The organism is Lactococcus lactis (assembly GCF_029023865.1).
GTDB lineage: Bacteria > Bacillota > Bacilli > Lactobacillales > Streptococcaceae > Lactococcus > Lactococcus lactis.
In genome coordinates, this window is the sequence record NZ_CP118969.1 from 2320842 (window position 1) to 2333681 (window position 12840).

Genomic DNA, 12840 nt, shown 5'->3' on the forward strand with positions numbered 1-12840 from the left:
ACCTCCTTATTCTTTCTCAGCTACAACTACAGTGATGTGAGCTGTGCGTTTGTTAATTGGTGAAGCTGAACCTTTGGCACGTGGACGGAAACGTTTCATTGTTGGACCTTCATTAATAAATGTTTCGCTTACTACCAAGTTAGCTTTTTCAAGACCAAAGTTATTTTCTGCATTAGCGATAGCACTATTAAGTACGTTTTCAACTTCTACAGCAGCTTTAGTCGGTGTAAATTTCAAGATTGCAATTGCATCTGCAACACGTTTCCCGCGGATAAGATCGATAACAAGACGAGTCTTACGAGGTGAAACGCGAACTGTTTTTGCAGTTGCTTTAGCTGAAGTAATTTCTGCCATTTTTTTCTCCTCCTATTAGCGACGTGTTTTCTTGTCGTCAGCAGCGTGACCACGATAAGTACGAGTTGGTGCGAATTCACCAAGTTTGTGTCCAACCATATCTTCTTGAACGTAAACTGGTACATGTTTGCGACCATCGTAAACAGCAATTGTAAGTCCTACAAAGTTCGGGAAAATTGTAGAACGGCGTGACCAAGTTTTGATCACAGATTTTCTTTCGGCGTTGACTTGAGCTTCAACTTTTTTCATCAAATGCTCATCGACGAAAGGTCCTTTTTTAAGACTACGACCCATTTTGCGAGTTTCTCCTTTAAATATTTGTACCACTACCGCTACTAAGGCGGAGTTGGCGGAATTTATAGATGCACTTTCGACATCTCATTAAATTTGACAATAAGTTTTATCAAATTTAACAAGACGCCGAGAAGGCTCTTGTGAAAATAAAGCGACTTATTAGTCGTTGATACGACGAACGATAAGTTTGCTTGATTTTGCTTTCTTGTTGCGAGTCTTGAGACCAAGAGCTGGTTTACCCCATGGAGTCATTGGAGACTTGCGACCAACTGGTTGACGACCTTCACCACCACCGTGTGGGTGATCGTTAGGGTTCATTACAGAACCACGTACTGTTGGGCGGATACCCATGTGACGTGTACGTCCTGCTTTACCAAGGTTGATTAAGCTTTGTTGTTCATTACCTACAACACCGATTGTAGCACGGCAAGTTGAAAGGATCATACGAACTTCGCCTGATTGAAGACGAACGAGTGTATATTTACCTTCTGAACCGAGTACTTGAGCTGAAGCACCAGCTGAACGAACCAATTGTCCGCCTTTACCAGGTTTCAATTCAATGTTGTGGATCAATGTACCAACTGGAATGTTAGCAAGTGGCAATGCGTTACCAACTTTGATGTCGGCTTCAGGGCCAGATACAACTGTCATTCCAACTTCAAGGCCTTTAGGAGCCAAGATGTATGATTTAACACCGTTAGAGTAAACGATCAATGCGATGTTTGCAGTACGGTTTGGATCGTATTCAATTGTAGCAACTTTAGCAACAACGTTGTCAGTTGTACGTTTGAAGTCGATTACACGATATTTACGTTTGTGACCACCACCGTGGTGACGAACTGTGATACGACCAGTGTTATTACGACCAGCTGTTTTGCTCATGCTTACAAGCAAGCTCTTTTCAGGAGTACTTGTAGTGATTTCAGCGAAGTCGCTACCAGTCATGTTACGGCGACCGTTTGTGGTAGGTTTGTAAACTTTAATTCCCACGATTTTCCTCCTCTATTATTCTGCGTCTTCGCCGAAGATTTCGATTGTTTTAGAATCTTCAGTCAAAGTAACGATAGCTTTTTTGTAGCCTGATTTAGTACCAGTGTATTTACCAACTCGTTTAGATTTTGGTTTAACGCTGATAGTATTTACTGAGGCAACTTTTACACCAAAGACAGCTTCAACAGCTTGTTTGATGAGAAGTTTATGCGCACGTGAATCTACTTCGAAAGTATATTTCTTTTGATCCATTGCAGCCATAGAAGCTTCAGTAATGATAGGTTTACGGATGATATCATAAAGTGACATTATGCAAGAACCTCCTCAATTTGTGTCAATGCTGATTGAACCACAAGGAGTTTGTCAGCAGAAACGATGTCAAGTACAGATGCTGAATTAGCAGTTGTAACTTTCACGTTTGCAAGATTACGTGCAGAGAGTTCTGCAAATTCGTTACCTTCGTTTGGAAGAACCACAAGAACTTTACGCTCGATTGAAAGTGCTGAGATTACTTTTGCAAATTCAGCAGTTTTAGGAGCTGTAAAGTCAAGTGTGTCAACAGCGATTAATTTACCATCAGCAACTTTTGTTGAGTAAACTGATTTAAGCGCCAATTGACGAACTTTTTGTGGAAGTTTGTAAGCGTAGCTACGTGGGTTTGGACCGAAGACAGTACCACCACCACGCCATTGTGGAGAGCGGGTAGAACCTTGACGGGCACGACCTGTACCTTTTTGACGCCATGGTTTTTTACCACCACCAGACACAGCAGAACGATTTTTGTGTGCGTGTGTTCCTTGGCGAAGGCTAGCGCGTTGTGAGATTACAACGTCGAATACGACTGATTCGTTTGGTTCGATACCAAATACTGAGTCGTTAAGTGTAACTTCACCAGCTTGTGAACCATCTTGTTTAAATAATGATACTTTTGCCATTATAGATTTCTATCTCCTTTCCTTCTTATTTAGCTTTGATTGCTGATTTAACAACAATCAATGATTTCTTAGCACCTGGGACATTACCTTTTACAAGGATAACGTTCTTTTCAGGAAGCACTTGTGCGATAACAAGGTTTTGTACAGTAACGCGTTTGTTACCCATACGTCCAGCAAGTTTTTTACCTTTTGGAACTTTGTTAGCTGCAACAGGACCCATTGAACCAGGACGACGGTGGTAACGTGAACCGTGGGCCATAGGACCACGTGATTGACCATGACGTTTGATTGGGCCTTGGAAACCTTTACCTTTAGAAGTTCCGGTAACATCAACAACATCTCCGGCTGCAAATGTATCAACAGTGATTTCTGCTCCTACTTCAGCGCCTTCGAGTCCTTTGAATTCACGAACGAAGCGCTTAGGAGTCGTATTAGCTTTAGCAGCATGACCTTTGGCAGGTTTGTTGGTCAAAACTTCACGAAGTGTATCGAAACCAACTTGAGTTGCTTCGTAACCATCTGTTTCAACAGATTTAACTTGAAGAACTGTGTTAGGAGTCGCTTCGATCACAGTAACAGGAATTAATTCACCGTTTTCTGTGAAGATTTGAGTCATTCCCACTTTTTTCCCTAAGATTCCTTTTGACATGAGAATTACCTTTCTTAATTAGAGTTTAATTTCGATGTTTACACCACTTGGCAAATCGAGTTTCATAAGTGAATCAACAGTTTTTTGTGTTGGTTCGATGATGTCGATCAAGCGTTTGTGTGTACGCATTTCGAATTGTTCGCGTGAGTCTTTGTATTTGTGAGTCGCGCGGATAACAGTGTAGACGCTACGGTCAGTTGGAAGTGGAATTGGACCACTTACTTCTGCGTTTGTACGTTTAGCAGTTTCTACGATTTTTTCTGCAGCTGCATCAAGGATACGATGTTCGTATGCTTTTAAGCGAATGCGAATTTTTTTAGTTGCCATTTTTTCTCCTCTCGTCTATTGTATTCAATAGGCTAGCTCCACGGGAAAACCGACACGTTAGGTATGGCAATACCTTCGGGTGTGTCGCAACCTCTCGTTTCGTCGCTACATACTGTTTTTAACAGCACTTGTCTATTCTATCAAAGGAGATGTGGCTTGTCAAGGACTTTTTAGACTTTTTTTCATTCTATCTAAATCTTTTTGGGGAATGAAGGAATTTACTTGAAATGACAAGAAAGCTTACTTTGTCATCTTTAAACTTTTTGGTATAATTTGTTTGAAGGATTTATAAACTATTATATAGGAGGATTTATGTTAAAGGAATTTAAAAACTTTATTTTACGTGGGAACGTATTGGACTTAGCCGTTGGGGTTATCATCGGGGCAGCTTTTACTGCTTTAGTTAAATCTTTAGTTGATAACTTGATTAATCCGTTAATCGGAATGTTTGTTCAAAGTACTGCTCTTGCTCATTTGTCAGTAACTGTTGGAAAAACAAAATTCACTTACGGTGCTTTCTTAAATGATGTCATTAATTTCATCATTACAGCCTTTGTTATTTTCATTCTTATCAAATTCATCAACAAACTCTTCCCTAAAAAAGAAGAAACTGTCGAAGAACAAAAAAACGAAGAATTGGAAACTCTCCAAGAAATTCGTGATTTATTGAAAAAACAATAAAAAAAATTACTGACAGAAAAGCTGTCAGTATTTTTTTATTTTAAATTTTGATTGTGAGGCTTCGATTAAACTTGATTTTGAGAAAAATAAATCTAAAGAGATTATCAAGTAAAACTGCTAACAAAACTCCCTCTAGCCCTAATTTTAATCCTAAGGCTAAAAATGCTCCTAAAAGCAAGCGAATACCAAACATCCCTAGCGTTGTGGCATAAAAAGGAAGTTTTGTGTTTCCTATTCCCTGAAAAGCTGCTGTATAAGTTGTTGCTCCTGTGACGAAAAAAGTCGCTAAAAATGAAAACAAAATAACAGTGGTACTTGCATTCATGGCAATTCTGTCAGTAGTGAAAAATTGATTTAGAATATTGGCTGTCAGTAAAAGGGCCAAACCAATCACAAACATCATAATCGTCGCTAACCAGTAGGTCTTTTTGATATAAGCTTTAACATTTTCAATACTATTTTCAGCTGCTGCTTGTGCTACCAAAATTACTGTAACGGTTGCCATTCCGAAAACGGGCATATAATTAAATTGTGTAATGCTTTCACCAATTGCATTTCCTGCAAATACACGTTCGCCTAATCTGACAATAATCATCATGATGAGCAAATCGCCCAAACGCATTGACAAACGCTCTCCAGTTGCTGGTAAACTTAATTTAATCAATTGATGGTCCAATTTTTCTTTATAAAATTGAAGATCGGGTCGCTTATCTTTTAACTTATAATAGAGGAAAAGCGTCCCAATAAATCTAGCAATAACCGCTCCAAGTGCTGTCCCCAACACTCCTAAATGGAAAACAAAAATAAAGACAATTGACAGTATCAAATTTAGAAGACTGGCAAAAAAACTTGCCCACATCGGTGTCTTTGTATTTCCATCAGCCCGTAGAAAGGCTCCAAAAGTCGTCATTAAAGCCAAAAGGACAATCAAGCCACCTACTAAACTAAGATAAATAATGGAAAGCTCTAAAACCTGCTGACGAGCACCAAGTAAATAGAGAATAGGTCGTGCTCCCACAACTGAAACAATCCCCAAGGCAAGACCAATTAAAAAAGTCAGTTTGGTAGCAGAATTAATTAATCTTTTCGGGTTTTCCTCTACCTTCTTTGCAATAAGCACTTTGGCAAATAAACTTGAAACAATTGTTCCCAAAGCAATAAAAATCGCCTGATAGACCGTGATGAGATTATTAGCCAAAGAAACAGCTGCTACGGCAGAAAGACTAAGGTGAGCAACAATCATTGTGTCACTCACCCCTACAAGCATTTGTAAGAAATTTTCAATAATCGCCGGAAATGCGAATTTTAATATTTCTCTATTTGTTTTCATTTTAAGCCAAGATATTTTTCTACTTCTTTTTGCATTTCAGTGGCTGGAATAACGGTATGATGTAGAACTTCTGCTTCTTCAAGTCCGATGACTGCTTTTGGTAATGGAATCCCACTCAATTTTTCAAGTGATTTAACAGCAGCAAAATCGTCTCTATTTACTGACAGCTCTGTTTTATCATTTTCAAGCCCTTCTAAAACAACTTTTGGAAACTTATAAGGACTTGCCGTGCTGACCACAACTGTTTTTTCTTTGGGTTGAATTTGATGATAGACATAATTTGCTACTGCTGTATGAGGGTCCAGAACATATTTTTCATCTTCAAAAGTTTCTTGAATTTCTTTTGAAATTTCATCTTCTGATGCCCAGTCGGCCACAAATCCCTGAAGTTTAGTAATCATTTCTTTAGAAATTTGATAATGCCCTTCTACTGATAGGGCTGTCAGTAAATCTGAGGTTACTTTATCATTTTCGTCAGTTAATTCAAAAATTAAACGTTCAAGATTTGAAGAGACCAAAATATCCATTGAAGGTGAACTTGTTACATAGAATTCACGATTTTTATCATAAAGTCCTGTTTTGAAAAAGTCTGTCAGTACATTATTTTTATTTGAAGCACAGATGAGCTGATGAACGGGCAAGCCCAATTTTTTAGCATAATAAGCCGCTAAGATATTTCCAAAATTCCCTGTTGGAACTGAAAAATTAATTTCTTCTCCGTCAGTAATTTGACCAGTTTTGACAAGTTGTGCGTAAGCATAAATATAATAAGCAACTTGTGGAATCAAACGTCCAATATTCATTGAATTTGCTGACGAAAATTGTTTATTATTTTTCAAAAGTTGATCATGTAAAACTTTGTTATTAAACATTTCTTTTACTGCTGTTTGAGCTTGGTCAAAGTTTCCATCAATTCCAACAACATGAACATTTTCCCCTTTTTGAGTCAGCATTTGTTGCTCTTGAATATGGCTGACACCACCTTTGGGATAAAAAACAATAATTTTTGTTTGGGGCACATCAGCAAAACCGGCCATTGCGGCTTTCCCTGTATCTCCAGAAGTTGCAGTCAAGATAACAATTTCATTAGTCACACCATTTTTCTTAGCCGCTTGGGTCATTAAATGAGGTAAGATAGAGAGTGCCATGTCTTTAAAAGCAATCGTTTCACCATGAAAAAGTTCAAGAATATAGTGATTCCCAAGTCTTTTAAGCGGTGCAATTTCCGGACTATCGAATTTTTCTCCGTATGCTTTTGTCACCATTGATTTAATTTCGTCAGCAGAAAAATCATCAAAAAATGCTTTCAAAACAAGTTCAGCAATTTCTTGATAAGAAGCGTTTTTTAATTTTTCAAAGTCTAAATCAACTTTTGGGAAGTCAACGGGAACAAAAAGTCCACCATCTTCTGCCAAACCTTGCAAAATAGCTTGCGACGCTGTTTTTTTATTTGATTTATCACATGTTGACTGATAAAAAGTTACCATGATATTTATTCCCCAATCACATTTTTTATAATTATAACAAATATTCTGTAAACTCGCAAAAAGCCACGAATTCTCGTGACTTTTTTTATTATAATACTTAATTAAGCTTGAATATCTTCAATTTGGTGCATGTCCAATTCAACTGGAGTTGCACGACCAAACATATCAACAGTCAGAGTCAATTTGTCGCCATTGATTTCTGTGATTGGAGCTTCAAATCCTGAAAAGGCACCATCAACAATACGAACACGTTTTCCAACAAAAACATCAAAGTCAATTTCACGAACAACTTTGCCCATGCCAACCAAAATATCTTGAATTTCTTGTTCAAAAAGTGGTGTAGGTTTTGATCTATTCCCGTGTGAACCAACGAATCCAGTAACATTTGGTGTATTACGGACAATAAACCAGGCTTCATCAGTCATATTCATTTCAACCAAAACATAACCTGGGAATAAGTTTTCTTCAACTTCTTTCATTTTGCCGTTAACTTCTGTACGAATTGTCTCAGTTGGAATTTCGACACGCAAAATTTTGTCAGCCATGTTATAAAGTTCAGCACGTTCAAGCAAATCTTCTTTAACTTTACGTTCATACCCTGCATAGGTTTGAATAACGAACCAACCTTGGTCAAAACTTACTAAATTATTATCTTCCATTTGAAATACCTCTGTATTTATTTTTTTTACTTAATCAGTTAAAATCCCAGCTGACAGAAATTCTGTCAGTAATTTGGGTACAAGAAAAAGGGCCAAGCCCTTATCAGATAATATTATTATATCATATTTATCTTGAATTAAAAGGACTTTTAATAAAATTAGAAAAGAAAAATCTGTCAAAACTGACAGATTTATAGATTATTTAAGAAATGGGATTAAATGGTTAACACTAAATGTAATTCCATGTTGAGTTACCCAATCGAAAATTATGATGAACACCAAGAAGAAAGCCGTATATTCAATGACCATAAAAAAATCACGAACAGATTGTTTTCTGCTTGGCCAAGTGGTTAATTTCATTTCTTCAATAATGCTACCAATAAATTTAAACATAATCTTTTCCTATCACTGCCACAAATTTACTGACAGAGTCCATTTCTTATAAAAGTTTACTGACAGAATGTCAGTTCGACGTGTTTAAACCCTATTAAAGTAAATACGATTTAACGCGTTTCTTTGTGTAATGTGTGTTTGCCACAAGTACGACAAAACTTTTTAACTTCAACTCGTTTTTCTTTCGCAACTGACGAAAGATTGAGGGTGTAATTTCGTGAACCACATATGGTGCACGCTAATCCAGCTTTTCTTAACATATTATCTCTTATTCTATCAAAAATTATTTAGAAGCGCAAACTATTTTTCCACATTGGTCAGACTATTAGCTACTAAAGCGGCGTATTTTTCGGCCCCTGTTCCTTTAGGATGAATATTATCACTGTAGAACCATGAACTTTGACCAGATGCTTTTTTATTCCAATCAATAATTTTCAAATTTTTATATTTCTTTGCCATTTTCGTCAGCAAATTATTATTAGGTTTTGCCCAAACACGGTCTGCGTGAACATTCAACCAATAAACAGGTTTATCTCCAGCAACTTTCATCGCTGCATCAATTTCATCTTCTTTAATTGTTCCATTTGTTCCTAGACCAATTAAGTAAGCATCAGGATTAGGCATTTTTGATTTAGCATTCGTTAAGTCTGTCGCCAGTGACTCTGCTTGTCTTCCAACTGCTGCATCAATATACATATGTGGAAAAACTTCTTAAAGATTTGTAGAAGCAGCAACCATAACCGAATCTCCAATGGCTAGAACATTCATTTGAGAAGCTTTTTCAGCAACTACAGGTTGAACCTTATACTTTTCTGCTACCGCCTTTAAGGACATCGGTACTTTGTTGTTAGCCTCAGCCAGTTGTTTCTTTTGTAGTGCAACCTGTTGGGCCATTATTTTTTCTTCAATCACTCGTTGGTCATGGGGTGAAGGCGGTGAAAAAATAATGAAACCTAAGCTTATTAGAGCAAGCCCTGAAATGAGCATCGGTAAAATATTCTTTTTAAGTTTCCAACCTTTTTCTCGAACAAAATTTTGAAGGATTCCTAAAATATTACTATAATCAAAGCGCTGCGTTGGAAGCTCAATCAAACGATATGAAAGTTCCGTCAGAATAAGAATGAGCGCCAATTGCCAAATTAAATTATACCAAGCGGTAGGAGCAAGTACCTTAGCTTCAGCGAAAGCAAAAACAGGAAGTTGCCACAAGTAAATTCCGTAAGAACGTGAGCCAATATATTCAAAAACAGGGTTTGAAAATAGCTTGTTAGTCGGAAGACTTGGATGTGCCACCAAAGCAACCATTATCACACTGGCCAAACTTGCTAGCCACATTCCGCCATAATAAGTAAATGTCCCTTGAGCAGGCATAAAGATATAAGCAAGCAGCAAAAGCAAAGATAATCCAATAGTCAACTGCCAAGCAATTTTAACCGCTCGTTTATTAACCTTATGTGAAAGTTTATTCAAAGGCCAAATGAAAGCAAGACTAGCCCCCATCATCAAGCTAAAGAAACGCGTATCCGTTCCATAATAAACCCGCGTTGGGTCTGCTCCGGGGACGAAAAGAATTGCCATCCAAATTGCCGAAATCAAGGCCAAAACATTAGCAATGACAAAAATCCGACCTCTTTTTTTAACAAATTTTAGCAAAACAATCAACAGCAAAGGCCAAAGGATGAAGAATTGTCCCTCAATTGCTAAGTAATAAATATGTTTAAAAGGTGAAGCACCCGCAATATCAGCAAAATATGAACTTCCTTGCGAAATTTGCCACCAGTTTTGAACCGAAAATACAGCAGAAAGGAAATTAGAACGTAATCCCGCCCACAAATTAGGTTGAAAAATGATGATATAAGGTGTCACAAGAAGAAAAATTGCAACTAGTAAAGGATAGAGACGCTTTAATCTTTTTCCCCAAAACTTCCAAATATTAATCTTCTTATTTTTTTCATACTCGCGAAGGAGCGAATCCGTCACCAAATAGCCCGAGAGAACAAAGAATAAAACAACACCAAGAAAACCACCCTGAACATGGTTTGGCCAGAGGTGATATAGAATAACTGTTAAAACACCAATCGTCCGTAATCCATTAAAACCTGTGACGTAACGCTTCATTTTTCTTCTCGATTTCTATCTTTATTCTTTAAAATTTTCTTGTCTTAAAACTACTACGCTTTACCTCTAATTCTACCATATTTCTACCTCTTTTTTCAGTTTTAGTTGCCAAAAATCCCTTTAACTTTATCCCAAGCATTTTTAGCTGCATCTCCAATATCTTTACCTACTTTTCCAAGGTCCAAACCACCAGAATCTGAAGACGATGAAGAGCTAGAACTAGAGCTTTCTGGTGTATTTCCAGTCGTGTGAGCTTCTGCTTGTTCTTGGTCCACAATATCATCTTGATATTGTCTTTGTTGAGTCCAATAAGGTTCTTGTGCGGCAACACCTGCTTCCGCATAAGGATTTTCAACTGTAAATGCCGTTCCTTTAGTATAAGGCAACATATAACTAGCTTCTTGACGGAAAATGACTGAGGTTTGTCCTTCTGATGAACCTGTCAGTTTATATTTCCCATCCGCATAACCAACCCAGAGAGCCATAACCACATCCGGTGTATAACCTACTACCCATTGGTCTTGGTCTTCGTTGGTTCCTGTCTTACCAGCAAGTGTATAAGACTTAGGTGAAGCTTTCCAAGCAGAACCATTAGTATAAGTCCCCAGCATCATTTGAGTCATTTTGTCAGATGTATCTTTACTAATAACCCGTTTTTTGGTTACCTTTGCTGTTTTTACAACTTGTCCTGCAGCATTTTCAATTTTAGTAATCAAATGCGCATCATTCATCACTCCGCCATTTGCGAAAACTTGATAAGCCTGAGCAATTTGCCATGGATTCGTTTCAACTCCAGCTCCGAGTGCCGTCGGTAAAACATCATTTTTACTACTTAAATCTAAACCAAACTCACGCCCTAAAGCATTTCCGACTTTTGGTCCAATCGCTTGATATGTATTAATAGCTGGAATATTATATGAATTTGCTAAAGCAGTATACATTGGGATTTGTCCACGCCATTGATTATCAAAATCGGTTGGTTTCCAGCCATTATAATCTGCTGGTGAATCATCAACCGTTTTATCAATTGACCACCCCGCTTCAATTGCTGGAGCGTAAACAATAAGAGGTTTGATAACTGAACCAGGAGAACGTTTAGACATTGTGGCATAGTTATAATCAGTAAAGCTATTTGAACCTTCTGTATTAACATTTCCGACAAGAGCATTGACAGCTCCCGTTTTAGGGTCAATAGCAACCGAAGCAGATTGGGCATAAGTTCCATCAGATGCTTGTGGGAAGAAACTTGGGTCAGAATAAGTCTTTTGCAAACCGGATTGCATATTTTGGTCCATGCCCGTATATATCTTGTAACCATTATTCATGATTTCTTGTAATGTCAGACCATACTTGCGTTCCGCTTCAGAAATTACAGCATTATAATAGCTTGGATATTTATATTGACTACTTTTAGATTGATAATTGTCTTGCAATTGAGCTTGTAAGTCAACTTTCATAAAAGTATCTGCCTGTGACTGCTCCAAATAACCAGCATTAACCATATTTTGCAAAACTGTATTACGTCGGTCAGTCGCATATTTTCCTTTTTCGTAAAGAGGATTATAAATTTCTGGCCCTTTTAACATTCCCGCAAGACTGGCTGCTTCATCAACAGTTACTTCACTTGCTGGAACACCAAAGTATTTCAAAGCTGCATCCTGAATTCCCCAAACACCATTACCAAAGTAAGAATTATTCAGATACATATCAAGAATCTCATCTTTACTATAATGTTTATTGATTTCAAGTGCCAAGAAAAACTCACGCGCTTTACGGTCAATCGTTTGTTCTTGAGTCAAATAAGCATTTTTGGCCAATTGCTGAGTGATTGTTGAACCACCACCAAAACGCCCAAGAGTAACGGCTGCTAGAGCAAAACGTTTCAAATTGACACCATGATTTTTATAGAAAGTTCTATCTTCAGTTGCCACAACAGCATTTGTAATATTTTTGGAAATTTGGTCAATCTTGACCGGTGTTCCTTTTTGACCATAAAGATTTCCAGCTTCATTATTATCTTTGTCATAAATGACTGTTTGTGCCGAAATAGAACTTTGCAGTACTTTAACATTAGCTGTTTTAGCTAAGTAAAAAAGATATGAACCTGTCGAAACAATGGCTACTAAGACAAAAATAATTGTGATTTTTGTCAGATTATAACGTTTCCAGAACCGTTTAATTGGTTTCATGAATTTACCGAACTTCGTTTTAGCCGGTTTTTCTATTTCTTCTTCAAGCTTTTTTTGTTTTTTAGGGCGTAAATTAGGAATTTTTAAACTATTTTTTTTAGATTCCTTTTTATTACGCCGACTGAAATTATTATTTTCAGACATATATCGTTCCTCAGATGCTTTTTATTTCTTTACTTACTCAAATGAATACAGCAATACCTTATTTTAATACTTTTCTGCTTTTTTTGCCTTACATCTTTGTAAGGTATTTAGATTTCATTTTTTCAGTTCTGATTATTTTACCAAAAATCCCTTTGGCTTACAATGTAAGTTTGTAAAACGAAAGGGATTTATGTTTTATTATAAAGGTTTCTCTAGATTTTTCAATTGTTTCACTTCTAACACCAAAATTCTATTTATAATTTAGCTAACTAACTCTAAATTAAAACAAG

14 protein-coding genes and 1 pseudogene are annotated in these 12840 nt (G+C 37.1%); 1 reads left to right on the top strand and 14 read right to left on the bottom strand.

What is annotated here, in order from left to right; all coding sequences use genetic code 11:
- Positions 1 to 6: 6 nt before the first annotated feature.
- The 7 genes from rplV to rpsJ form a co-directional block, all read right to left on the bottom strand.
- A complete protein-coding gene (rplV, locus tag PYW37_RS11845) occupies positions 7 to 354 on the bottom strand; it encodes a 50S ribosomal protein L22 (RefSeq protein ID WP_010906302.1) in 348 nt (115 codons plus the stop codon).
- Positions 355 to 369: 15 nt separating this feature from the next.
- On the bottom strand, positions 370 to 648 hold the full coding sequence (gene rpsS, locus PYW37_RS11850) for a 30S ribosomal protein S19 (protein ID WP_003129963.1): 279 nt from the start codon (positions 646 to 648) through the stop codon (positions 370 to 372).
- 159 nt (positions 649 to 807) lie between these two features.
- Positions 808 to 1638, bottom strand: coding sequence for a 50S ribosomal protein L2 (gene rplB / locus PYW37_RS11855; RefSeq protein WP_003129965.1), 831 nt, complete (start codon positions 1636 to 1638; stop codon positions 808 to 810).
- Positions 1639 to 1653: 15 nt separating this feature from the next.
- Positions 1654 to 1947, bottom strand: a complete 294-nt coding sequence (locus tag PYW37_RS11860) for a 50S ribosomal protein L23 (protein WP_003129966.1) — start codon at positions 1945 to 1947, stop codon at positions 1654 to 1656.
- On the bottom strand, positions 1947 to 2573 hold the full coding sequence (gene rplD, locus PYW37_RS11865) for a 50S ribosomal protein L4 (protein WP_003129968.1): 627 nt from the start codon (positions 2571 to 2573) through the stop codon (positions 1947 to 1949). The genes PYW37_RS11860 and rplD overlap by 1 nt, the downstream gene beginning before the upstream one ends.
- A 25-nt stretch (positions 2574 to 2598) precedes the next feature.
- Positions 2599 to 3222: a 50S ribosomal protein L3 gene (gene rplC, locus PYW37_RS11870; RefSeq protein WP_003129970.1), complete on the bottom strand. Its 624-nt coding sequence runs from the start codon at positions 3220 to 3222 to the stop codon at positions 2599 to 2601.
- Between the two features lie 18 nt (positions 3223 to 3240).
- Positions 3241 to 3549 (bottom strand): 30S ribosomal protein S10, encoded by a 309-nt coding sequence (rpsJ, locus tag PYW37_RS11875; RefSeq protein WP_003129973.1) that lies wholly within the window; start codon positions 3547 to 3549, stop codon positions 3241 to 3243.
- 312 nt (positions 3550 to 3861) lie between these two features.
- Between rpsJ and mscL the strand changes: the two genes are divergently transcribed.
- Positions 3862 to 4230: a large-conductance mechanosensitive channel protein MscL gene (gene mscL, locus PYW37_RS11880; RefSeq protein WP_010906303.1), complete on the top strand. Its 369-nt coding sequence runs from the start codon at positions 3862 to 3864 to the stop codon at positions 4228 to 4230.
- A gap of 40 nt (positions 4231 to 4270) precedes the next feature.
- Here mscL and PYW37_RS11885 read toward each other — a convergent pair whose 3' ends face one another.
- The 7 genes and pseudogenes from PYW37_RS11885 to PYW37_RS11920 form a co-directional block, all read right to left on the bottom strand.
- Entirely contained in the window at positions 4271 to 5560 is a 1290-nt protein-coding gene (locus tag PYW37_RS11885) for an MATE family efflux transporter (protein ID WP_025016848.1), read from the bottom strand.
- Positions 5557 to 7047: a threonine synthase gene (thrC, locus tag PYW37_RS11890; protein WP_023188591.1), complete on the bottom strand. Its 1491-nt coding sequence runs from the start codon at positions 7045 to 7047 to the stop codon at positions 5557 to 5559. The genes PYW37_RS11885 and thrC overlap by 4 nt, the downstream gene beginning before the upstream one ends.
- Positions 7048 to 7148: 101 nt before the next feature.
- Positions 7149 to 7706: a transcription termination/antitermination protein NusG gene (gene nusG, locus PYW37_RS11895; protein ID WP_003129977.1), complete on the bottom strand. Its 558-nt coding sequence runs from the start codon at positions 7704 to 7706 to the stop codon at positions 7149 to 7151.
- A 198-nt stretch (positions 7707 to 7904) separates the two neighbouring features.
- Positions 7905 to 8099, bottom strand: a complete 195-nt coding sequence (gene secE, locus PYW37_RS11900) for a preprotein translocase subunit SecE (protein ID WP_003129978.1) — start codon at positions 8097 to 8099, stop codon at positions 7905 to 7907.
- A 110-nt stretch (positions 8100 to 8209) separates the two neighbouring features.
- Positions 8210 to 8359 carry a 50S ribosomal protein L33 gene (gene rpmG / locus PYW37_RS11905; RefSeq protein WP_010906305.1) on the bottom strand — a complete coding sequence of 50 codons (150 nt, stop codon included), beginning with the start codon at positions 8357 to 8359 and terminating at the stop codon, positions 8210 to 8212.
- 40 nt (positions 8360 to 8399) lie between these two features.
- A pseudogene (locus PYW37_RS11915) lies at positions 8400 to 10217 on the bottom strand (acyltransferase family protein).
- A 101-nt stretch (positions 10218 to 10318) separates the two neighbouring features.
- On the bottom strand, positions 10319 to 12550 hold the full coding sequence (locus PYW37_RS11920; protein WP_023188588.1) for a PBP1A family penicillin-binding protein: 2232 nt from the start codon (positions 12548 to 12550) through the stop codon (positions 10319 to 10321).
- Positions 12551 to 12840 lie beyond the last annotated feature (290 nt).

Coding starts and splice junctions, on each gene's coding strand:
- nusG (WP_003129977.1), bottom strand. CDS start 7,706: ATGGAAGATAATAATTTAGTAAGTTTTGACCAAGGTTGGTTCGTTATT.
- rplC (WP_003129970.1), bottom strand. CDS start 3,222: ATGTCAAAAGGAATCTTAGGGAAAAAAGTGGGAATGACTCAAATCTTC.
- thrC (WP_023188591.1), bottom strand. CDS start 7,047: ATGGTAACTTTTTATCAGTCAACATGTGATAAATCAAATAAAAAAACA.
- rpmG (WP_010906305.1), bottom strand. CDS start 8,359: ATGTTAAGAAAAGCTGGATTAGCGTGCACCATATGTGGTTCACGAAAT.
- rplV (WP_010906302.1), bottom strand. CDS start 354: ATGGCAGAAATTACTTCAGCTAAAGCAACTGCAAAAACAGTTCGCGTT.
- mscL (WP_010906303.1), top strand. CDS start 3,862: ATGTTAAAGGAATTTAAAAACTTTATTTTACGTGGGAACGTATTGGAC.
- PYW37_RS11860 (WP_003129966.1), bottom strand. CDS start 1,947: ATGTCACTTTATGATATCATCCGTAAACCTATCATTACTGAAGCTTCT.
- PYW37_RS11885 (WP_025016848.1), bottom strand. CDS start 5,560: ATGAAAACAAATAGAGAAATATTAAAATTCGCATTTCCGGCGATTATT.
- secE (WP_003129978.1), bottom strand. CDS start 8,099: ATGTTTAAATTTATTGGTAGCATTATTGAAGAAATGAAATTAACCACT.
- rpsS (WP_003129963.1), bottom strand. CDS start 648: ATGGGTCGTAGTCTTAAAAAAGGACCTTTCGTCGATGAGCATTTGATG.
- rpsJ (WP_003129973.1), bottom strand. CDS start 3,549: ATGGCAACTAAAAAAATTCGCATTCGCTTAAAAGCATACGAACATCGT.
- rplD (WP_003129968.1), bottom strand. CDS start 2,573: ATGGCAAAAGTATCATTATTTAAACAAGATGGTTCACAAGCTGGTGAA.
- PYW37_RS11920 (WP_023188588.1), bottom strand. CDS start 12,550: ATGTCTGAAAATAATAATTTCAGTCGGCGTAATAAAAAGGAATCTAAA.